Annotated in this window: 19 protein-coding genes and 1 riboswitch; of the genes, 8 read left to right on the forward strand and 11 right to left on the reverse strand. The window is 72.2% G+C overall.

The features are described 5' to 3' along the window. Positions 1-230: 230 nt before the first annotated feature. From QMF80_RS28145 to thrC, 3 genes are all read right to left on the reverse strand, one after another. Positions 231-437 (reverse strand): cold-shock protein, encoded by a 207-nt coding sequence (locus QMF80_RS28145; RefSeq protein ID WP_003967346.1) that lies wholly within the window; start codon positions 435-437, stop codon positions 231-233. A gap of 403 nt (positions 438-840) precedes the next feature. After that, positions 841-1,116, reverse strand: a complete 276-nt coding sequence (locus QMF80_RS28150) for a MoaD/ThiS family protein (protein ID WP_283458269.1) — start codon at positions 1,114-1,116, stop codon at positions 841-843. Positions 1,117-1,150: 34 nt separating this feature from the next. Continuing rightward, positions 1,151-2,461, reverse strand: a complete 1,311-nt coding sequence (gene thrC / locus QMF80_RS28155) for a threonine synthase (RefSeq protein WP_502962941.1) — start codon at positions 2,459-2,461, stop codon at positions 1,151-1,153. Continuing rightward, a riboswitch (SAM riboswitch) is annotated at positions 2,455-2,606 on the reverse strand. (Overlaps the previous gene by 7 nt.) 193 nt (positions 2,607-2,799) lie before the next feature. Between thrC and QMF80_RS28160 the strand changes: the two genes are divergently transcribed. Both QMF80_RS28160 and QMF80_RS28165 read left to right on the forward strand, forming a co-directional pair. Then, complete coding sequence (locus QMF80_RS28160) at positions 2,800-3,777, forward strand: glucosyl-3-phosphoglycerate synthase (RefSeq protein WP_283458273.1); 978 nt, start codon at positions 2,800-2,802, stop codon at positions 3,775-3,777. A 46-nt stretch (positions 3,778-3,823) separates the two neighbouring features. Beyond that, positions 3,824-5,257 (forward strand): alpha,alpha-trehalose-phosphate synthase (UDP-forming), encoded by a 1,434-nt coding sequence (locus QMF80_RS28165; RefSeq protein WP_283458275.1) that lies wholly within the window; start codon positions 3,824-3,826, stop codon positions 5,255-5,257. Between the two features lie 178 nt (positions 5,258-5,435). Here QMF80_RS28165 and otsB read toward each other — a convergent pair whose 3' ends face one another. Genes otsB through QMF80_RS28180 form a run of 3 tightly spaced genes read right to left on the reverse strand, consistent with a single transcriptional unit; the run spans position 5,436 to position 7,914 of the window. Then, positions 5,436-6,299 carry a trehalose-phosphatase gene (gene otsB / locus QMF80_RS28170; RefSeq protein WP_283458277.1) on the reverse strand — a complete coding sequence of 288 codons (864 nt, stop codon included), beginning with the start codon at positions 6,297-6,299 and terminating at the stop codon, positions 5,436-5,438. A gap of 33 nt (positions 6,300-6,332) precedes the next feature. After that, positions 6,333-6,572, reverse strand: coding sequence for a DUF3263 domain-containing protein (locus QMF80_RS28175; RefSeq protein WP_283458279.1), 240 nt, complete (start codon positions 6,570-6,572; stop codon positions 6,333-6,335). 37 nt (positions 6,573-6,609) lie between these two features. Continuing rightward, positions 6,610-7,914, reverse strand: coding sequence for an extracellular solute-binding protein (locus tag QMF80_RS28180; protein ID WP_502962942.1), 1,305 nt, complete (start codon positions 7,912-7,914; stop codon positions 6,610-6,612). A 177-nt stretch (positions 7,915-8,091) separates the two neighbouring features. Between QMF80_RS28180 and QMF80_RS28185 the strand changes: the two genes are divergently transcribed. From QMF80_RS28185 to QMF80_RS28195, 3 genes are all read left to right on the forward strand, one after another. Continuing rightward, positions 8,092-9,024: an ROK family protein gene (locus QMF80_RS28185; RefSeq protein WP_283458314.1), complete on the forward strand. Its 933-nt coding sequence runs from the start codon at positions 8,092-8,094 to the stop codon at positions 9,022-9,024. Continuing rightward, positions 9,024-10,175 carry an N-acetylglucosamine-6-phosphate deacetylase gene (nagA, locus tag QMF80_RS28190; protein ID WP_283458281.1) on the forward strand — a complete coding sequence of 384 codons (1,152 nt, stop codon included), beginning with the start codon at positions 9,024-9,026 and terminating at the stop codon, positions 10,173-10,175. Before QMF80_RS28185 ends, nagA begins: the two co-directional genes overlap by 1 nt. A gap of 145 nt (positions 10,176-10,320) precedes the next feature. Beyond that, positions 10,321-11,262, forward strand: coding sequence for a 1-phosphofructokinase family hexose kinase (locus QMF80_RS28195; RefSeq protein ID WP_283458284.1), 942 nt, complete (start codon positions 10,321-10,323; stop codon positions 11,260-11,262). A 25-nt stretch (positions 11,263-11,287) separates the two neighbouring features. Here the strand turns inward: QMF80_RS28195 and QMF80_RS28200 are convergent, their stop codons facing one another. Together QMF80_RS28200 and cdgB are read right to left on the reverse strand one after the other, a co-directional pair. Then, on the reverse strand, positions 11,288-12,310 hold the full coding sequence (locus QMF80_RS28200) for a CBM35 domain-containing protein (RefSeq protein ID WP_283458285.1): 1,023 nt from the start codon (positions 12,308-12,310) through the stop codon (positions 11,288-11,290). 101 nt (positions 12,311-12,411) lie between these two features. After that, positions 12,412-14,160, reverse strand: a complete 1,749-nt coding sequence (gene cdgB, locus QMF80_RS28205) for a diguanylate cyclase CdgB (RefSeq protein WP_283458287.1) — start codon at positions 14,158-14,160, stop codon at positions 12,412-12,414. 349 nt (positions 14,161-14,509) lie between these two features. Here cdgB and QMF80_RS28210 point away from each other — a divergent pair, with 349 nt between their 5' ends. After that, positions 14,510-15,124 (forward strand): flavin reductase family protein, encoded by a 615-nt coding sequence (locus tag QMF80_RS28210; protein ID WP_283458289.1) that lies wholly within the window; start codon positions 14,510-14,512, stop codon positions 15,122-15,124. 112 nt (positions 15,125-15,236) lie between these two features. Here the strand turns inward: QMF80_RS28210 and arfB are convergent, their stop codons facing one another. Beyond that, positions 15,237-15,662: an alternative ribosome rescue aminoacyl-tRNA hydrolase ArfB gene (gene arfB, locus QMF80_RS28215; protein WP_283458291.1), complete on the reverse strand. Its 426-nt coding sequence runs from the start codon at positions 15,660-15,662 to the stop codon at positions 15,237-15,239. Positions 15,663-15,854: 192 nt separating this feature from the next. Here arfB and QMF80_RS28220 point away from each other — a divergent pair, with 192 nt between their 5' ends. Continuing rightward, the gene (locus tag QMF80_RS28220) at positions 15,855-16,430 is read left to right on the forward strand and encodes a TerD family protein (protein ID WP_283458293.1); all 576 of its coding nucleotides are present in this window, start codon (positions 15,855-15,857) and stop codon (positions 16,428-16,430) included. A 266-nt stretch (positions 16,431-16,696) separates the two neighbouring features. After that, positions 16,697-17,227 (forward strand): GNAT family N-acetyltransferase, encoded by a 531-nt coding sequence (locus tag QMF80_RS28225; protein ID WP_283458295.1) that lies wholly within the window; start codon positions 16,697-16,699, stop codon positions 17,225-17,227. Here the strand turns inward: QMF80_RS28225 and QMF80_RS28230 are convergent. Together QMF80_RS28230 and QMF80_RS28235 are read right to left on the reverse strand one after the other, a co-directional pair. Further along, complete coding sequence (locus QMF80_RS28230; protein WP_283458298.1) at positions 17,208-18,650, reverse strand: M1 family metallopeptidase; 1,443 nt, start codon at positions 18,648-18,650, stop codon at positions 17,208-17,210. The two genes, QMF80_RS28225 and QMF80_RS28230, sit on opposite strands and share 20 nt — an antisense overlap. A 34-nt stretch (positions 18,651-18,684) precedes the next feature. Next, positions 18,685-19,245: a GlcG/HbpS family heme-binding protein gene (locus QMF80_RS28235; protein WP_283458300.1), complete on the reverse strand. Its 561-nt coding sequence runs from the start codon at positions 19,243-19,245 to the stop codon at positions 18,685-18,687. Between the last annotated feature and the right edge of the window lie 85 nt (positions 19,246-19,330).

The raw sequence follows: 19,330 nt of genomic DNA on the forward strand, positions 1-19,330 counted from the left end.
AACGCCAATGATTAGCACTCGGCACCCCCGAGTGCAAGCGGCTTCGGGGAACAACGGGTGAACGGCGGGGCCCCGGACGCGCTCCCGGGCGCGCCGCCGCACGGCCCCGGGCGTGGCGGCGCGGGGTTCCGGGCGTGGCGGCGCGGGGTTCCGGGAGGCACGAAGGGCCCGCATCCCAGTCTCAGGATGCGGGCCCTTCGCGTACGTATGTCGGTGGTCGATCGCTCCGGCTAGCCGACTGCGAGCTTGACCATGTCCGCCTGCGGACCCTTCTGGCCCTGCGAGATCTCGAACTCGACCCGCTGACCTTCTTCAAGGGTGCGGTACCCGTCCATCTGGATGGCGCTGTAGTGGACGAACACATCCGCACCACCGTCGACCGCGATGAAGCCGTAGCCCTTCTCCGCGTTGAACCACTTGACGGTGCCCTGAGCCATGCCTAACTCCCCTATTACTGGCCCTTGCGCAGGCCCGCACTTCGCGGACCCGGGTCAGAACTTGCGCCGGAACGCCTCGACCGGGGCTGAATGTATCCGCACCGCTGCTGTCTGCAACAGGTCATTCCGACGAGAATTCTGGACACGCGGAAAGATTGAAATAGGGTGAAAACTAGGAATATTCCCGGGCAACTCGGGCCGGGCAAAGCGCACCAACTACCCATAGCGCGCTTGCATGTTGACTCAATGTCAACCCTTCCGCGGCCCGTTCATATGCGGCGGGCAAGAACAGCGGCGGGGACTTCCCCAACTCTACCGCGCTCAACCCAGCAGAATTGCCCCCTCCGTTTATTACCGGAAGGGGCAATTCAGGTTCGTGCGCGCCGGTCGGGGGGCGGAAGGGTCAGCCGCCCGCGACGGCGGGGATGATCGAGACGCCCACACCGTCCGGCGTCGGCGTCTGCAGCCCGCTCTCGAAGCGCACGTCGTCGTCGTTGACGTAGACGTTCACGAAGCGGCGCAGCTTGCCCTGGTCGTCGAGCACGCGGGCGGCGATGCCCGGGTGGCTCTGCTCCAGGGAGTCGATGACCTGCGCGAGGGTCGCGCCCTCGGCGGGCACCTCGGACTGGCCGCCCGTGTAGGTGCGCAGGATGGTGGGAATGCGGACGTTGACGCTCATGGCGCTACTGCCTTTCCGGGGGTCAGGGGGGTGGTCAGGCCAGGTTGGCGGCGCGGAACGCGTCCAGGCTGGGCCGGATCGTGGCCGTCTGGCCGCTGTCGGCGGCCACCGCCTCCAGGGTCTTGAGACCGTCACCGGTGTTCAGGATCACGGTGGTGAGCGCCGGGTCGAGCTGCCCGTTCTCGATGAGCTTCTTCGTCACGCCGACGGTCACGCCGCCCGCGGTCTCGGCGAAGATGCCCTCGGCCCGGGCGAGGATCTTGATGGCCTCGACGACCTGCTCGTCGTTCACGTCCTCGACGTAGCCACCGGTACGGCGGGCGATGTCCAGGACGTACGGGCCGTCCGCCGGGTTGCCGATGGCCAGCGACTTGGCGATGGTGTCCGGCTTCTGCGGGCGGACCACGTCGTGACCGGCCTTGAAGGCGGTCGAGACGGGCGAGCAGCCCTCGGCCTGAGCGCCGAAGATCTTGTACGGCTTGTCCTCGACCAGACCGAGCTTGATCAGCTCCTGGAGACCCTTGTCGATCTTCGTGAGCTGCGAGCCGGACGCGATCGGGATGACGATCTGGTCGGGGATCTGCCAGCCGAGCTGCTCGCAGATCTCGTAGGCGAGCGTCTTGGAGCCCTCGCCGTAGTACGGGCGCAGGTTGACGTTGACGAAGCCCCAGCCCTCGCCGAGCGGGTCGCCGATCAGTTCGGAGCAGAAGCGATTGACGTCGTCGTAGTTGCCCTCGATGCCGACCAGGTCACCGCCGTACACGCCGGCCATGACGACCTTGCCCTGCTCCAGGTCGTGCGGGATGAACACGCAGGAGCGCAGTCCGGCGCGGGCGGCCGCGGCGCCGACGGCGCCGGCCAGGTTGCCGGTCGAGGAGCAGGAGAGGGTGGTGAAGCCGAAGGCGCGGGCGGCCTCGACGGCGATCGCGACGACCCGGTCCTTGAAGGAGTGCGTCGGGTTGCCCGAGTCGTCCTTGACGTAGAGCTTGCCGGTGACGCCCAGCTCCTTGGCCAGGTTCTCGGCGTCCACGAGCTTGGTGAAGCCCGGGTTCAGGTTCGGCTTCGAGGCCACGTCGGCGGGGACGGGCAGCAGCGGCGCGTAACGCCAGATGTTGTCGGGACCGGCCTCGATCGCGGCGCGCAGTGCCTCGGGGTCACCGAGCGGAAGGTCGTATGCGACTTCCAGGGGACCGAAACACTCGGCACAGGCGAAAATGGGACCCAGCTCGAAGCGGGTCGCGCACTCGCGGCAGGAAAGTCCTACGGCGGGTCCGAGATCGACGGAGGTCGCGGCAGAGGTGGGACGAGTCTGTACAGCCATGACGGCGAGGCCCTTTCTCCTCATCTTCCCCGTGGCGCACTTCGCCACGAGACGGATTTGGCACCTTCCCTAGTCGGGGACCTCGCTGATTGTGCAAAAGATCGCGAGACCGACTGGAGGGTTGCCGGGGCTTCAACGGGCCGTATCCCTCTGCCCCTCTGGATGAGCGGTATGGCGCGAACGCGCCTTGGCGGCGCACCCGTGCGTTTGTACGTGGGGACCCCCGACATGCGATGGTCCTCCGCGTTGTTCAAGACTGTAACCGAAGGCATGGACAGGTGAGACAGCCGTCCGAACCGCGAGATGGATCACATTCCGGCCATAAAGACGGCCGATCACCAACGAATCAGGGAGTGCTGAAGGTGCTGGAAGAGGTGGAGCGCTGGCTGGGGGCCCGCTCCTGGTCCGCCGCCGACCGACCGCTCGACCGGCTCCTTTCGGCCAAGCGGGCATCGGGCATCAAGGTCAGCGTCGTGTTGCCCGCCCTGGACGAGGAAGCGACGGTCGGCGCGATCGTCGAGGTCATCCGCCGTGACCTGATGGACCGCCTGCCCGTCCCGCTCGTCGACGAGCTCGTCGTCATCGACTCCGGCTCCAGCGACCGCACCGGGGAGGTCGCGGCCAAGGCGGGCGCCCGCGTGGTGCACCGCGACGACATCCTGCCCCGGGTCCCGGCGCTGCCGGGCAAGGGCGAGGTGCTGTGGCGTTCGCTCCTGGTCACCAGCGGCGACATCGTCTGCTTCGTCGACGCCGACCTGCGCGACTTCTCCGCCGCCTTCGTCTCCGGGATCGTCGGCCCGCTGCTGACCGATCCCGACGTGCAGTTCGTCAAGGCGATGTACGACCGCCCGCTCGGCGCGGAATCCGGCGGGCCCGCCTCCGGCAAGACCGCCGACCAGGGCGGCCGGGTGACGGAACTGGTCGCCCGCCCCCTGCTGAACCTGCACTGGCCGCAACTCGCCGGGATCGTCCAGCCGCTGGGCGGCGAGTACGCCGTACGCCGTTCCCTGCTGGAGCGGCTGCCGTTCCCCGTCGGGTACGGCGTGGAGCTGGGACTGCTGGTGGACGCGCTGCACACGGTGGGCCTGGACGCGCTGGCACAGGTCGACGTCGGCGTCCGGCTGCACCGCCACCAGGACGGCCTGGCGCTCGGCCGGATGGCCGCGGCGATCTACCGCACCGCGCAGCTGCGGCTCTCGCGCACGCACCTCGTGCGGCCGGAACTGACCCAGTTCGAGCGGGGCCCCGAGGGCTTCGTACCGCACACCTACCCCGTGGACACGGTGGAGCGGCCGCCGATGCTGACGATCGAGGAGTACGCCGCCCGCCGCGTGGCATGACGGGTCTCACGGTTTGAGGTCCCGGCCTCCGGGCTAGGTTGCCCGCATGCCCTCGTCCTCTCAGGTACTGGTCGCCGCCAACCGCGGACCGCTCTCGTACGCCCTCGACGCCGACGGCACGCTCAGTGCGCGGCGCGGCGGGGGCGGGCTCGTCTCCGGGCTCTCCGCCGCCCTCGCCCGGCAACCGGGGGCGCTGTGGATCTGCGCGGCGCTCTCGGACGCGGACCGGGAGGCCGTACGGCGGGGGGTCTCGGAACCGGGTGTCCGGATGCTGGACATCGATCCCGCGGTGTACGACGACGCCTACAACGCCATCGCGAACTCGGTGCTCTGGTTCACCCACCACCACCTGTACGACGTCCCGCGCGAGCCGGTCTTCGACGCGGAGTTCCACCGCGCCTGGACGTCGTACGCCGCCTACAACCGGGCCTTCGCCGAGGCGCTGGCCGAGGAGGCGGAGCAGGGCGCCCGGGTCCTGGTCCAGGACTACCACCTCGCGCTGGTGCCCGGCCTGCTGCGGGAGCTGCGGCCCGACCTGCGGATCGCGCACTTCACCCACACCCCGTGGGCCTCGTACGACTACCTGCGGATCCTGCCGTCCTACGTGCGCGAGGAACTGGTCTGGGGGATGCTCGGCGCGGACCTGGTGGGCTTCCACACCCAGGAGTGGGCGGACGCCTTCCTGGCCTCGGTGACCCTGGACGACGCCCACGGCGCGGCGGCGGCCGAGGGCGGGGACGTGACGCACGAGCGGCGCGCGGGGTGGTCGCGCCGGACCACCGCCGTACGGGTCTTCCCGCTGGGCGTGGACGGGGACGAGCTGCGGGCGCTGGCGCACCGGCCCGAGGTGGACGGCAAGCTGGCGGGGCTGCGGGCGGAGGTCGCGGGCCGCAGGACGATCGTGCGCGTGGACCGCACGGAACTCTCCAAGAACATCCTGCGCGGCCTGCTGGCCTACCGGGAGCTGCTGGCCACCCGCCCCGAGTGGCGGGGCCGCGTCGTGCACCTGGCGTCGGCCTACCCCTCCCGGCAGGACCTGGTGGTGTACCGCGCGTACACCCAGGCGGTCCGGGACCTGGCGGCGGAGATCAACGCGGAGTTCGGTACGCCGGACTGGCAGCCGGTGCTGGTGTCGGTGGAGGACGACTTCGCGCGCTCCCTGGCGGCGTACCGGCTGGCGGACGTGGCGCTGGTGAACCCGGTGCGGGACGGGATGAACCTGGTGGCGAAGGAGATCCCGGTGGTCTCGGAGGCGGGCTGCGCGCTGGTCCTGTCGACGGGGGCCGGGGCGTACGGGGAGCTGCGGGAGGACGCGCTGACGGTGAATCCGTACGACGTGTCGGAGACGGCGGTGGCGTTGCACGCGGCGCTGACGATGCCGGAGGCGGAGCGGGCGGAACGCACCAAGCGGCTGGCCGCCGCCGCGACGGCCCTCCCCCCGGCCCCGTGGCTGGAGGCCCAGCTCCAGGCCCTGCCGTAGCCGAACGCGGGGCGGGCCGGTGGTGCGGCCCGGTGGTGCGGCCCGGGCCGCCCTCAAACGCCGGGCGGGCTGGTGTTTGCCCTCAAGCGCCGGGCGGGCTGAAAGCTGCCCTCAAACGCCGGGCGGCTGGATGCCCCACCCGAGCCCCGCCGGCGGTTGAGGCGCGGCAGGGGGTGGGTCAGGGGGGTGGGAGGAGGGTGGCCAGGGTGGCCAGGAAGGCCGCTACCTGGGGCGGGCCCGCCAGGGTGAGGTCGGCGCGGGCCGAGAGCTCCGGGACCTCCGAGCCACTGCACACCAGCAGCCCCGGCAGGCCTTCGGCCCTCCGCTTCTCCACGGCCGAGAACGCGGCCAGGTCACCCAGGTCGTCCCCGGCGTACAGCACGGCCCCCGCGTCCACCTCCGCCAGGTACTCGGTCAGGGCGACGCCCTTGTCCATCCCCGGCGGCCGCAGTTCCAGTACGGCCCGCCCCGGCTCCACCATCAGCCCGTGCCGGGCCGCCAGCTCGGCCAGCGGCCCCCGCAGCGCCGAGAAGGCCGCCTCCGGGTCCGCCGCACGGCGGGTGTGGACGGCCAGCGCTTGCCCCTTCTCCTCGATCCAGGTGCCCCGCCACGCCCCGATGGATTCCAGGAAGCCCGGCAGCTCGGCCCGTACGGCCGCCACCCCGGGGTGTTCGGCGGGCGCGTGGACGATCCCGGTGACGGCGTCCCAGCGTTCGGCCCCGTAGTGCCCGAGGACGACGAGGTGTTCCAGCCCCGGCACCCCCGCGAAGCCCCCGTAGCGCACCGCGACCCCGGCCGGGCGGCCGGTGACCACGGCCACGGACGCCACTCTCGGCGCGAGCGCGGCCAGCGCGGGCACGGCGTCGGCGTGGGCGCGCGCCTGGTCCGGGTCGGGCACGATCTCGGCGAGGGTGCCGTCGAAGTCCAGGGCGATCACGGAACGGCGCGGCATACGGAGCAGGGCGTCGAGCCCCTCGCGTCCGGCGGCGGTGTCCGGCGTCGGCAGGTCGTGCATCGGCAAGTCGTGCGGATGGCTCCCCATACGGACGACCCTAACGGTCCCCTCCGGAGAGGGCTATCGCCGGGCGCGCTGCGCTTCGCGCAGCCTGCGCAGCCGGTTGACCGTACCCGGCGCGTGCACGAGCGCCCTGGGGTCGTCCATCAGCGCGTTGAGCAGCTGGTAGTACCGCACGGGGTGCATCCCGAGTACTTCCCGTATCGCCCGCTCCTTGGCGCCGGGCCCCGGCCAGGTCCGGCCCTCGTACGCGAGCACGGCGGCCTCCGTCTCCGTCAGCCGCCCGCCCTCCTCCGTCATACCGCCAGGCTAACGCCGCCCGCTGACACCCGCCGGGTCAGTGGTCGTCCGCGGCCCGTGCCGAGCGGTCCATCTCCTCCAGCGTCTTGGCGGGCTGGCCGCCGGGCTGGACGGTCTTGCCGATGTTCTGCTTGATGTTCTCGCTCACCGAGGCCCAGGACTTCTTGCCCACGGGGTAGAGCCGCGAGGTGGGCAGGGCCTGGAGGAAGGTCTTGAGCTGGGTGGCGCCCGCGCCGGTGGCCGCGTCCGTGGACCGGTACCCGCTGGTGGTGACGGGGAGCAGGTCGTACTGGCCGGTGAAGGCGGTCTGGTTCTTCGCGGAGTACAGGAAGTCGAGGAACTCGCCCGATTCCTTGCGGTGGCCGTTCTTGAAGGCCATGACCCAGTCGGCGACGCCCATGGCGGGCTTCTCCGATCCGTCGACGGTCGGCAGGGGAACCATGCCGAACTTGACGCCCTTCTCGGCGGCCTGCTTGATCAGCGTCGGGTGGCCGTTGAGCATGCCGACCTCGCCGCGTGTGAAGCCGTCGAAGGCGGCCTGGCGGTCGAGCTTGCCGGGCTCGACGGGGCCCGTGAGCCCGCCGCCGACCAGGGTGTCGCGCAGGTACTCGAAGGTCTTGATGTTCTCGGGGGAGTCCAGGGCGTAGGACTCCTCGTTGTCGGTGTAGCCGCCGCCGCCCGCCAGGAGCCAGTTCATCGTCTCGGCCTGCGCCTCCTCGCGGCCCAGGGGCAGCGCGAAGGGGGTGGGGACCTTGGCCGCCTTGAGCTTCTTGGCGGCGGACTCCAGTTCGGCCCAGGTCTTGGGCTGCCAGCCCTTGCCGGTGCCGACGGCGCTCGCGGGGATGATCCCGGCGTCGGCGAAGAGCTTCTCGTTGTAGAAGAGCAGCCGGGTGCTGGCCACGAACGGCATGCCGTACTGGACGCGCTTGACCTTGCCCGCGTCGGCGAGCGGCGCGAGGAAGTCGGCCTCGGTCGTCACGGAGAGCAGCTCGTCGGTGGTGTAGAGCTTGTCGGCGGCGGCGTAGTCGGCGTAGGCGCCGATCTGGGCGACGTCGGGGGCCTTGCCCGCCTTGACCAGCTCGGCGACCTTGGCGTCGACCTCGGTCCAGGAGTAGACGTTGACCTCGACCTTGACGCCGGGCCGGTCCTTCTCGAAGCGGTCGGCGAGGTCCTTCCAGTACTTCGTGGAGGAGTTCGCCGGATTGTCTCCGTAGTCGGCCGCCACGACGTGCAGGGTCACCTCGTTGTTCCCACCGAGGCTCACGGTGCCGCAGCCCGTCAGGGTCAATGTCATGCACAGTGCGGCGCCGGAGGCCGCCAGGCTCAGGTAACGGGCTCTCACAGCTCTCTGTCCACCCCTTGTTGTACGTACGGTCCACGTAAGGTCTACACCACTTTCGCGGAGTGTCCACAACCGGACGGGGGTCAAGGCCCCCAATTTGTATGGCTACTCAACAATCCCCCTCAGTGGACTAGACCTTTCCCCGCCGAGCACGCGAGACTGTCACCTGTGAAACCCGTGAAATACGTCATCGCCCTCGATGTGGGCGGCACCGGGATGAAGGCCGCCCTCGTCGCCGAGGACGGCACGCTGCTCCACGAGGCGCGCCGGGCCACCGGCCGCGACCGGGGCCCCGAAGCCGTCGTCGAGTCGATCCTGGAATTCGCCGCGGAACTGCGCGATCTGGGGGCCGACCGGTACGCGGGCCCCGCCTCCGCCGCCGGAGTCGCCGTCCCCGGAATCGTCGACGCCGAGCACGGGATCGCCGTGTACGCCGCGAACCTGGGCTGGCGCGACGTACCCATGCGCGCCCTCCTCAGCAGACGCCTCGGCGGCATCCCCGTGGCCCTGGGCCACGACGTGCGTACGGGCGGACTCGCCGAGGGCCGCATCGGTGCGGGCCGCGGCGCCGACCGCTTCCTCTTCGTGCCCCTGGGCACCGGCATCGCGGGCGCCATCGGCATCGCGGGCCGCATCGAGGCGGGCGCCCACGGCTACGCGGGCGAGATCGGCCACATCGTGGTCCGGCCCGGCGGCCCCGCCTGCGGCTGCGGCCAGTACGGCTGCCTGGAGACCCTGGCCTCCGCCTCCGCCGTCACCCGTGCCTGGGCCGCCGCCTCCGGCGACCCCGGGGCCGACGCCGCCGACTGCGCCAAGGCCGTCGAGTCCGGGGACCCCCGCGCCCGCGAGGTGTGGCTCGCCGCCGTCGGCGCCCTCGCCGACGGTCTGGTCACCGCCCTCACCCTGCTGGACCCGCGCACCCTGATCATCGGTGGCGGGCTCGCCGAGGCCGGGGAAACGTTGTTCACACCACTTCGGGCGGCCGTCGAGGAACGCGTCACGTTCCAGCGGCTGCCCGAGATCGTTCCGGCGGCCCTCGGGGACACCGCCGGATGCCTGGGCGCGGGTCTGCTCGCCTGGGACCTACTCGCCACGGAGGTACCTGCCTGATGGCCGGAAGCGCACACAGCACCGTTCTCTCCGGCGCCAAGGTGGTGCTGCCCACCGGGACCGTCACGGGCGGCCGCGTCATCGTCGAGGGCGAGCGCATCGCGGGCAGCGCCCGCGAGGACACCCGGACCGTCGACCTGGCCGGGCACTGGATCGTCCCCGGCTTCGTGGACATGCACAACCACGGCGGCGGCGGCGCCTCCTTCACCTCCGGCACCCCCGAGGAGATCCTCCAGGGCGTACGGACGCACCGCGAGCACGGCACCACCACGCTGATCGCCTCCACCGTCACCGGCGACCTGACCGAGCTGGCCCGGCGGGCCGCGCTGCTCGCCGAGCTGACCCAGCAGGGCGAGATCGCGGGCATCCACTTCGAGGGCCCCTTCATCAACCCCTGCCGCAAGGGCGCCCACAAGGAGGACCTGCTGCGCGACCCGGACCCGGCCGAGGTCCGCAAGCTGATGGACGCCGCGCACGGCGCGGCGCGCATGTTCACCCTGGCCACCGAGCTGCCGGGCGGGCTGGACTCCGTACGCCTGCTGGCCGAGCACGGGGTGATCGCCGCGATCGGACACACCGACTCCACCTACGACCAGACCCGCCAGGCCATCGACGCGGGCGCCACCGTCGCCACCCACCTCTACAACGCGATGCCCGGCATGGAGCACCGCGCGCCCGGCCCGATCGCCGCGCTGCTGGAGGACGAGCGGGTCACCGTCGAGCTGATCAACGACGGCACCCACCTGCACCCGGCGATGCTGGAACTGGCCTTCCACCACGCGGGCGCGCACCGCGTCGCGCTGATCACCGACGCGATGGACGCGGCGGGCTTCGGCGACGGCACCTACCACCTCGGCCCGCTGGAGGTCGAGGTCAAGGACGGCGTGGCCCGGCTCGTCGAGGGCGGCTCGATCGCGGGCTCCACCCTGACCCTGGACACCGCCTTCAAGCGGTCGGTGACCCTGGACCGGCTGCCCGTCGAATCGGTGGTCCAGGCGATCTCCGCGAACCCGGCCAAGCTCATCGGGGTCTACGACCAGGTCGGCTCGCTGGAACCCGGCAAGTACGCCGACCTCGTCGTCCTCGACGCGGACTTCGACGTCAAGGGCGTCATGCGGCGCGGCGAATGGATCGTCACCCCCGCCGGCTGACCCGACCGGCGACCGCCGGGCGGCCGTACTGCGAGCGGCCGTACTGCGAGCGGCCGTACCGACGGGGGCGGTCGGCCGGGGGGACTGGGCCGACCGCGTTCCGTTTGGCATGATCCCGGCAGACCGAGAACCGGGGGTCCGCCCAATGATCGTGACCGTCACGCTCAACACCGCGCTCGATGTCACCTACCGGGTGCCGAAGCTGCTGCCGTACGACACGCACCGGGTGTCCGACACCGTCGAACGTCCCGGCGGCAAGGGCCTCAACGTGGCCCGGGTGCTCGCCGCCCTCGGCCACGAGGTCACCGCCACCGGCTTCGCGGGCGGCCCCGCGGGCGAGGCGGTGCGCGCGGGCCTGGCCGCGCACGCCCCCGGGGTGACGGATGCCCTGATGCCCTGCGCGGGCCGCACCCGCCGCACCTTGGCCGTGGTGGACGCGGCCACCGGCGACACCACCCAGTTCAACGAGCCCGGCCCGCTGATCACGCCCGCGGAATGGGCCGCCTTCCTGGAGCGCTACGACGCCCTCGTACGGTCCTGCGCGCACCCCGTCGCCGCCGTCGCCCTGTGCGGCAGCCTCCCGCCGGGCGTCCCCGTCGGGGCCTACGCGGTCCTCGTACGGTCGGCCCGCGCGGCCGGGGTCCCGGTCCTCCTCGACACCAGCGGCGAGGCCCTGCGCCGGGGCGTCGCCGCCCGCCCCGAGATGATCAAGCCGAACGCCGCCGAACTCGCCGAGCTGACCGGCTCCCGCGACCCGCTCCCGGCCACCCGCGACGCCCGCCGCCGCGGCGCCTACGCGGTGATCACGTCCCTGGGCCCCGGCGGACTGCTCGCGGCCACCCCCGAAGGCACCTGGCGGGCCGCCCCGCCCCGCACCCTGTCCGGCAACCCGACCGGCGCGGGCGACTCCGCCGTCGCGGGCCTCCTGTCGGCCCTGGTCGAGGGCCTCGACTGGCCCGCCCGGCTGTCCCGCGCGGTCGCCCTCTCGGCGGCCACCGTCCACGCCCCGGTCGCGGGAGAGTTCGACCCCCGCACCTACGAGGAGGTACGGGGGTCGGTGACCGTCACGGCGGCGCCGGGTCAATGACCGCGGCGGGCGCGCCGGAGCGCCGTCAGCCCGCCTCCAGCCACAGCTGGTCGATCAGGACGTCGCACTGGTTGCCCGCCTCGCACGAGAGCTTGACGGTGTTCGCACCCGCCTTGAGATCGACCAGCGAGTAGGTGTTCGTCCAGCCCTTGTCCCACTCGCCGGGCTTCGCGTTCGCCCAGTTCTTCATGTTGACCGGACGGGTCTGCGCCTCGCCGTTGACGGTCAGCGTGGTGCTGCCGTCCTTGCCCGGTACCCCGTACGTCATCTTCAGCTTGTACGAACCGGCTTGCGGCACGTCCAGCGACCAGGTCAGCGACGCCCCGGCCTTGTTGAAGCCGCCCACGTACTGCCCGGTGCTCGACTTGGCGCCCGACACCGAGTTCTGCACGGTGGCACCGCCCGCCAGGGCGAAACCGGAACCCGTGGCGTCCGCCTTCGGCAGCTTCGCCGCCGGCGGAGGGGTCGGTCCGCCGCTCGACGGCGGCGGGGACGCGGGCTGCGACTGGGACTGGGACGGGCCGGTGTTCTTCCCGCCCGCCTTGTCCTTGTCGTCGTCGTTGCCGAAGGCCACCGCCGCGCCGATGCCGATCGCCACGGCCGCGACCACGGCCACGGCCGCGATCAGCATGCCCCGGCGGCTGGAGCCGGAGCCGCCCCGCGGCGGGCCCGACTGGCCGTGGCGCTGCGGGGCGTGCTGCTGCGGCGGAACGCCGTAGCCGCCCGCCTGGAGCGCTTCCGGGGCCTGGTACTGCGTCTGGTACTGGGGCTGTCCCGGGCCCTGCTGGGGCGGACCCTGCTGGTAGGGGACCTGGCCGCGCGGGCCGCCGTACGCCGGTCGGTCGCCGACCGTACGCACCTGGTTGTAGGAGGTCCTGGGGACACCTGGCTGCGTACCGCCGGCGGGGCCGGGGTAGCCGTATCCGCCACCCTGTCCGGGCGGTGTGGCACCGGCGGCCTGGCCGTCCTCGTAGAGGTAGCCGAACACGTCGTCGTCCTCGGGCTTGTTCGCCCCACCGCTCGAGCCGTTGTTCGCGGGCGTCGTCATCGCAGGTCACTCCTTTCGACCCCCGGGAGCCTACCTCGAACAGGCGCGCTCCAGGCGCTCCACCGCCCGGATCACCGGACCGGAAGGGCCGCGGAGGGCGCTCAGCCCGCCCTGCGGTGCGCCTTCGACCGCGACCGCTTCTCGATGTACATCCGCTGGTCGGCGGAGCGCAGCACCTCGTCCGCTGACATCCCGCAGCCCGCCCAGCCGATCCCGAAACTCGCCCCCACACGGACCGCCCGGCCGTCGACCCGGATCGGCGGAATGATCGCGTTGCGCAGCCGCACCGCCAGGTCGGCCGCGTCCGCCGCCCCCAGCCCGTCGGCCAGTACGACGAACTCGTCACCCCCCAGCCGGGCGACGGTGTCACCGTCCCTGACGCCCGTCGTCAGCCGCCGGGCCACCTCGATGAGCACCGCGTCCCCGGTGTGGTGCCCGAACCGGTCGTTGATCGACTTGAAGCCGTCGAGGTCGCAGAAGAGGACCGCGAGCCCCTTGGTCCCGTCGTCCACGTCCGTCGAGGGCGCCACGGTGTGCACGTGGTGCTCGTACGGTCCCACTCCCCCGGCACCCCCCGGGCCCCCCGGGCCCCCCGGGCCCCCCGGACCACCGGTCCCCGCAGGACCGCCCGGGCCACCCGGGTACTCGAAGGGGTCGGGCACCCCGTCGGGCGGAAAGCCGTGCTCACCGGCGCCACCCGCCTCGGCCCGCCCCGCGTCCCGTCCCTCGAAGGCCGCGTCCAGCGCCTCGACCGCCGTCGCCCGCACGGACTGCGGTCTGCGGCACAGCCGCGCGCCGAGCCGGGACCGCAGCTCGGCGCTGTTGGGCAGCCCGGTCAGCGCGTCGTGGCTGGCCCGGTGCGCGAGCTGCAGCTCGTGCCGCTTGCGCTCCTCGATGTCCTCGACGTGGGTCAGCAGGAAGCGGGGCCCGTCGGCCGCGTCGGCCACCACGGAGTTGCGCAGCGACACCCATACATACGTACCGTCGCGCCGTCCCAGTCTCAGCTCGGCCCGGCCGCCCTCGGCGGAGGTCCGCAGCAGGGTGCCGATGTCCTCGGGGTGGACCAGGTCGGAGAAAGAGTAGCGGCGCAGCACCGAGGCGGGCCGCCCGAGCAGGCGGCACAGCGCGTCGTTGGTGCGCAGCAGCCGTCCGTGCTGGTCACCGCCCATCTCGGCGATGGCCATGCCGCTGGGCGCGTATTCGAAGGCCTGGCGGAAGGACTCCTCGCTCGCGCGCAGCGCCTGCTGCTCGCGCTCCAGGCGGACCAGGGCGCGCTGCATGTTCGCGCGAAGCCGGGCATTGCTGATCGCAATCGCCGCTTGGAAGGCGTACATCTGGAGCGCTTCGCGTCCCCAGGCGCCGGGACGGCGTCCGTTGCGCGGTCTGTCCACCGAAATGACGCCCAGCAGTTCCCCGGCGGACGCGCGCATGGGGGCATAGAGCCGGTCCTCGGGGTGCCACTCGTCCTCGAAGCGCGGATCGGGGCCCTCGGTGTGCCACTGGGGGACGTCGTCCTCCATCAGCACCCAGCCCTCGGTGTGCGGGATGAAGCGCAGACCGTCCCAGTTCTCACCCATCGTCAGACGGCGTTCCCAGGAGGGACGGGAGCCGACCCGGCCGGTGATGAGGGCCTCCGCGGCGGGGTCCCCGGCGAAGGCGGCGACGACGAGATCACCGTCAGGACGTACGAGGTTGACACAGGCGAGTTCGTAGCCGAGCCCCACGACGATGCCGTCCACGACGGTCTGCAGGGTGTCCGCCAGGCTGCGGGCCGTATTCAACTGGGCCACCACCCGGTGAAGCTGCCGCAGGGTCGCAAGACGGACGTACGGCTCCGACTCGGTCTCCATTGCTCGCTCTCCCCGAGACCTCGACAGCAACTCCAGGTTTGTCATCGGCGTTTCGTTGCGGTGTCCCGTCCACTGAATCACAGTGAGCTGTGCCGCAGGTACACAGGGTCAACAAATCTTGCCCTCTGTGACTCAAGTCACATGAGATGGATAATGGGGCCCCCGCCGACTGGGAGCGCTCCCCCTCATTTCCGGGAGCAAACGATACGCCGGACACCCCGGCGGGGGCGCGAAGAGCCACGCGGACGGACCCCGGACAGCCCCCGTCCGGCGCTCGTGCGGCTCTTGTGCGGCTCTTGTGCGGGCCGACCTAGGCCGCGGGTCGCGGGTCGACTCGGACCAGGGCCCGATGTGCGGTGCGGGACGCGAGACTAGCGTTCCGGGTGTGCTGAAAACGAGACCCGCGATACCCCTGATCCCCGCGAACGCGGCCACCCCTCATGCTGATGGGGTGAGCAACGACGAGTTCCGGGAAGCGATGTCCCGGCTGGCGGGGGGCGTAGTGCTGGTCACCGCGCGGGAGGAGCCGCTCTCCGCGACCGGCCCGAGCGGCGAGGACGTCGGCATGACGGCGACCGCCTTCATGTCGGTGTCCCTGGATCCGCCACTGGTCCTGGTGAGCCTGCGCGAGGGCTCCCGGATGGACGACCTGCTCGCAGAACAGCCCCTGTGGGGCGTCTCCGTACTCGCCGAGGGCCAGCGCCACGTGGCGGGCCGGTTCGCGATGAAGGGCCGCATCAGCGACCGGCTGCTCTTCGCGGACCTGCCGGTCGTACGGGGGGACTCGTCCGGCGCCCTGCTGATGGGCGGCGCCCTGGCCACCCTCGAATGCCGCACCGAGAGCCGCGTCGAGGCCGGGGACCACACCCTGGTCATCGGCCGCGTCCTGACGACCACCCTGCCGTCCTCCGCCTCCGGCCCGCTCACCCATTTCCGCGGCCGCTACCGCCAACTGGGCGCGTAGCCCCGCGGGCCGACCGGGCGCACTCCCCGCCCGGCCGGCGCTTGAGGCGCGCGGTCCCGGGCGGAGCGCCGGCCGGGGGTCCCGCGGGTGGTCCGGCGGGGGGCGGCCCGGCCTACCAGTCCCGGCCGGTCCGGCCCCGCTTGGTCTCGGCCCGGGCCTTCTTCTCCCGCAGCCGCCGCTCATTGATCCCCCGCGGGATCTTCGTCGCCCGGCGCTGCTTCGGCGGCGGCGCGGTCGCCTCCGCCAGCAGCGAGGTCAGCCGGACCAGCGCCATCTCCCGGTTGCGGAACTGGGACCGGTGCTCGGAGGCCCGTACGGTCACCACCCCGTCCACCAGCCGGGAGGCGAGCCGCTCCAGCGCCCGCGCCTGCCACACCTCGGGCAGCGACTTGGTCGCGCCGAGGTCGAACAGCAGCTCCACGCGGGAGTCGGAGGTGTTGACGTGCTGACCGCCCGGCCCGGAGGAACGCGAGAACCGCCAGGCGAGCTCGCCCTCGGGGAGCACGACCGAACCGCGGATGACATAGGGACCAGGCATGCCCCTATGATCCGCCCCCGCACCGCCCCGCGTCACCCGCATTTCACGGCCGGCGCACACCCCGACCGCCCGGCCTGGAACCTCCGCACCCCCTCCCCGCGTTATGACAGTCAGCGGTAACGTCACCAAGGCGTCGAAGGACGTCACACGGCGTCGCACGGCGCCGACAGCACAGAGGAAAGGGTCATCCCCATGGCTGTAAGCCTGTCCAAGGGCGGCAATGTCTCGCTCAGCAAGGAGGCTCCCGGGCTCACGGCCGTCACGGTCGGCCTCGGCTGGGACGTCCGTACGACGACCGGTGTCGACTTCGACCTGGACGCGTCCGCGATCGCGGTGAACCCGACGGGCAAGGTCGTCTCCGACGGCCACTTCGTCTTCTTCAACAACAAGTCCACCCCGGACCAGACCATCGTGCACACCGGTGACAACCGCACCGGCGAGGGCTCGGGCGACGACGAGTCCATCAAGGTGAACCTGGCGGCCCTCCCGGCCGACGTGGACAAGATCGTCTTCCCGGTCTCCATCTACGACGCCGACAGCCGCGGCCAGAACTTCGGCCAGGTCCGCAACGCGTACATCCGCGTCGTGAACCAGGCGGGCGGCGCCGAGATCGCCCGCTACGACCTCTCCGAGGACGCGGCCACCGAGACCGCGATGGTCTTCGGCGAGCTGTACCGCAGCGGCGCCGAGTGGAAGTTCCGCGCGGTCGGCCAAGGCTACGCCTCGGGCCTGACGGGCATCGCCCAGGACTTCGGCGTCAACGTCTGACGGTCACGTCCGGCATCACGTCCGACGATCTCGCGCGTCTGACGGCCACGTCCGACGGCCACGTCCGACGGCGACGTCCGACGGCGACGTCCGACGGTGCGCCAGCGGCCCGCCGACGACCGGGCTTCCGCCGGAGCCCCCCGCGCCCGTCCGCGCCGGGGGGCTCCGGCGTACCCGGGACCCCGTATTCCGTTGCCGCGAACCCGCCGCACCGCCCCGCACCGCCCCGCACCGTGCCCACCTGCGCACTTGCTACGGTTCGCCGGGTGATTCTCGAACCCCTCGTCCCCGTCGACGGCGCCCTGCCCGGCCCGGTGCTCACCGAGGTCGCCGCCCTCTACGCGACGAACCGCGCCTTCTTCGAACTCAGCGGGGACTTCCCCGACCCGGCCCGCATCACCGTCGAGCAGGTCGCGGCCGCGCTCGCCGACGAACTCGCGCATGACGGCGCCCAGGTGCTGCTCGCCCGTTCGGCGGGCCGCCTCGTCGGCCTGACCGCCACCCTCGACCACCACCCCGCCCCGGACTCCGACGACCCGGATCCCTGGATCGGCCTGCTGCTGATCGACGCGACCGCGCACCGCGCCGGGTACGGACGCACCCTCGCCACCCTCACCGAGGACCGCTTCCGCGCCGCCGGACGGGACGGCGTACGCCTGGCCGTACTCGACGCCAACCCGGCGGCGCTGGCGTTCTGGACCTCCCGCGGCTACGAGGAGCTGCGCCGCGGCCCGGACCTCGAACACGGCCGCCCCTGCACGGTCCTGCGCAAGTCCCTCAACCGCCGGGCGTCGTGACCCCGGACGCCTTGGGCTTGTCCTTCCCGTACAGCCACACGTCCCACACGTCGTCCAGGTCGTGCCCGGTCGACTCCTCGGCGTAGTCGGTGAAGTCGCTCGTACCGGCGTTCCCGTGCCGGTGCCCGGCCGCCCATCCCCGCACCAGCTCGAAGAACGCCGGATCGCCGACCTCCTGGCGGATCCGGTGCAGGGTCATCGCGCCCCGGTAGTACACGGGGTCGTCCGAAATGTGCGCGGGCCCGGGCGGCTCGGCGGGCGGGAAGTCCCCCCACGGCCGGTCGGCGTCCGGATCGACCTTGGTGTCGCCCTCCAGGAACGCCGTGAACCGGTCCTGCGCGCTCGGCCCGCCGTGGTCCTCGGACCACAGCCACTCGGCGTAGGTCGCGAAGCCCTCGTTGAGCCACATGTCCTTCCACGTCCTGGGCGACACCGAGTTCCCGAACCACTGGTGCGCCAGCTCGTGCAGGACGAGGATCTCGGTCGGCGCGCCGGAGAACACCGGGCGGGTCTGCGTCTCCAGCGCGTAGCCGAGGGTGCCGCGCGGCTCGACGATCGCGCCCGTACTCGCGAACGGGTACGGCCCGAACCTGCGGCCGCCCCACTCCAGCATCTCGGGCAGCCGCGCGAGCGCCGCGGCGCTGTCCTTCTCCTCGGACGGCGCCACCGCCTCGTAGAAGGGGATCCCCGACGCGGTCTTCCCCTGCGTGATCCGGTACTTGCCGATGGCGGCCACCGCCAGATAGCTCGCCATCGGCTCGTCGCCGTGCCACACGAAGACGGTCCGCCCGGCGCCGTCGTCGGTACGCGACCTCAACTGCCCGTTGGACACGCCCTCGTACCCCTGCGGAACGGTCAGCGTGACGTCGTAGGTCGCCTTGTCGCTGGGGTGGTGGTTGCCCGGGAACCAGGCCATCGACCCGACCGGCTCGCCCACCCCGACCGCGCCGTCGCCGGTGGGGATCCAGCCCTCCTTGGAATCGTCCGCGTCGCGGATGACCCGGGGGGTCCCGGAGTAGCTGACCCGCGTACGGAAGACCTCGCCCTTCTTGAGGTCCGCGGCGGGACGCACCGTCAGCTCGTTCCCGGTCCGGTTGAAGCGGGCCCCCTCGTCCCCGACCGTGACCTCCTTCACGTCGAGCCCGGCGAGGTCGAGGTTGAAGGAGCTGAGGTCCTGGGTGGCGCGGGCGGTGATGACGGCGGTCCCCGTCAGATGCCGCCGCTGGGGCTCGTACCCGATCCCGAGGTCGTAGTGCTGTACGTCGTACCCGCCGTTGCCCGCCTTGGGGAACAGCGGGTCACGCAGCCCCGACGCGCCCGGTCTGCCCTCGACCGGCCCGCCGGTGCACCCGGCGAGCAGCGCGAGCAGCAGGGCGACGGCCGTCGCCGCGGCGGGGGCAGGGGGCAGGGAGCGCTGTTCCACGCCCCGATAGTAGGGGTGTCCTACATATCCGGACTTACTTGGTGAGGGAGTCTGCCCCGGCCTTGGCGAACTTCTCGTCCAGGTCACCGCTCGGCGCACCGGCCACCCCGATGCCCGCGACCGGGGCGCCGTTGGCCTGGACGGGGGTACCGCCGCCGAGGAAGAGGGTGCCGGGGATGTCCTTGAGGTTCGGGGTCTGGGCGAGGCGGCCCGCGAGGACGGAGGTCGGGGCGTTCCAGGACACGGCGGTGTACGCCTTGCGCTGCGCCGACTCGTAGGACTGCGGGCCCGCGCCGTCGCCGCGCAGCGTCACGATGGTGTTGCCGTTGCGGTCGACCACCGCGACCGTCACCTTCTGGTTCTCCTTCTCGGCCGCCCGCAGCGCGGCCTGCGCGGCGCGGGTGGCGGCGTCGACGGTGAGGTGGGTGCTGGTGGTGAAGTTCTGGTCGCCGTCCGCGCGGGCGGGGGCGGCGGCCGGTGCGGCGGCCGGTGCGGCGGGGGCCGGGGTGGCGCTGGCACTGACGGCCCCGAGGGTCCCGGCACCGAGGGCTACGGCGAGGGCGGCGCCGGCGAGGACACGGGTACGGCTGTTCATGGCTGCTCCTTGGGTTTCGGCTACCCCCCGATCCTGTCCCGCCCGCCCCACCCCCCGAATCCCCGCACCGGCTCCCCCCACCATC

The sequence above is a fragment of the Streptomyces sp. G-G2 genome (genome assembly GCF_030063135.1).
Taxonomy (GTDB): Bacteria; Actinomycetota; Actinomycetes; order Streptomycetales; family Streptomycetaceae; genus Streptomyces.

Coding starts and splice junctions, on each gene's coding strand:
- QMF80_RS28195 (WP_283458284.1), top strand. CDS start 10,321: ATGATCGTGACCGTCACGCTCAACACCGCGCTCGATGTCACCTACCGG.
- QMF80_RS28175 (WP_283458279.1), bottom strand. CDS start 6,572: ATGACGGAGGAGGGCGGGCGGCTGACGGAGACGGAGGCCGCCGTGCTC.
- arfB (WP_283458291.1), bottom strand. CDS start 15,662: ATGCCTGGTCCCTATGTCATCCGCGGTTCGGTCGTGCTCCCCGAGGGC.
- QMF80_RS28145 (WP_003967346.1), bottom strand. CDS start 437: ATGGCTCAGGGCACCGTCAAGTGGTTCAACGCGGAGAAGGGCTACGGC.
- QMF80_RS28210 (WP_283458289.1), top strand. CDS start 14,510: ATGTGCGGTGCGGGACGCGAGACTAGCGTTCCGGGTGTGCTGAAAACG.
- QMF80_RS28235 (WP_283458300.1), bottom strand. CDS start 19,245: ATGAACAGCCGTACCCGTGTCCTCGCCGGCGCCGCCCTCGCCGTAGCC.
- QMF80_RS28165 (WP_283458275.1), top strand. CDS start 3,824: ATGCCCTCGTCCTCTCAGGTACTGGTCGCCGCCAACCGCGGACCGCTC.
- otsB (WP_283458277.1), bottom strand. CDS start 6,299: ATGGGGAGCCATCCGCACGACTTGCCGATGCACGACCTGCCGACGCCG.
- QMF80_RS28200 (WP_283458285.1), bottom strand. CDS start 12,310: ATGACGACGCCCGCGAACAACGGCTCGAGCGGTGGGGCGAACAAGCCC.
- QMF80_RS28150 (WP_283458269.1), bottom strand. CDS start 1,116: ATGAGCGTCAACGTCCGCATTCCCACCATCCTGCGCACCTACACGGGC.
- thrC (WP_502962941.1), bottom strand. CDS start 2,461: ATGAGGAGAAAGGGCCTCGCCGTCATGGCTGTACAGACTCGTCCCACC.
- nagA (WP_283458281.1), top strand. CDS start 9,024: ATGGCCGGAAGCGCACACAGCACCGTTCTCTCCGGCGCCAAGGTGGTG.
- QMF80_RS28220 (WP_283458293.1), top strand. CDS start 15,855: ATGGCTGTAAGCCTGTCCAAGGGCGGCAATGTCTCGCTCAGCAAGGAG.
- cdgB (WP_283458287.1), bottom strand. CDS start 14,160: ATGGAGACCGAGTCGGAGCCGTACGTCCGTCTTGCGACCCTGCGGCAG.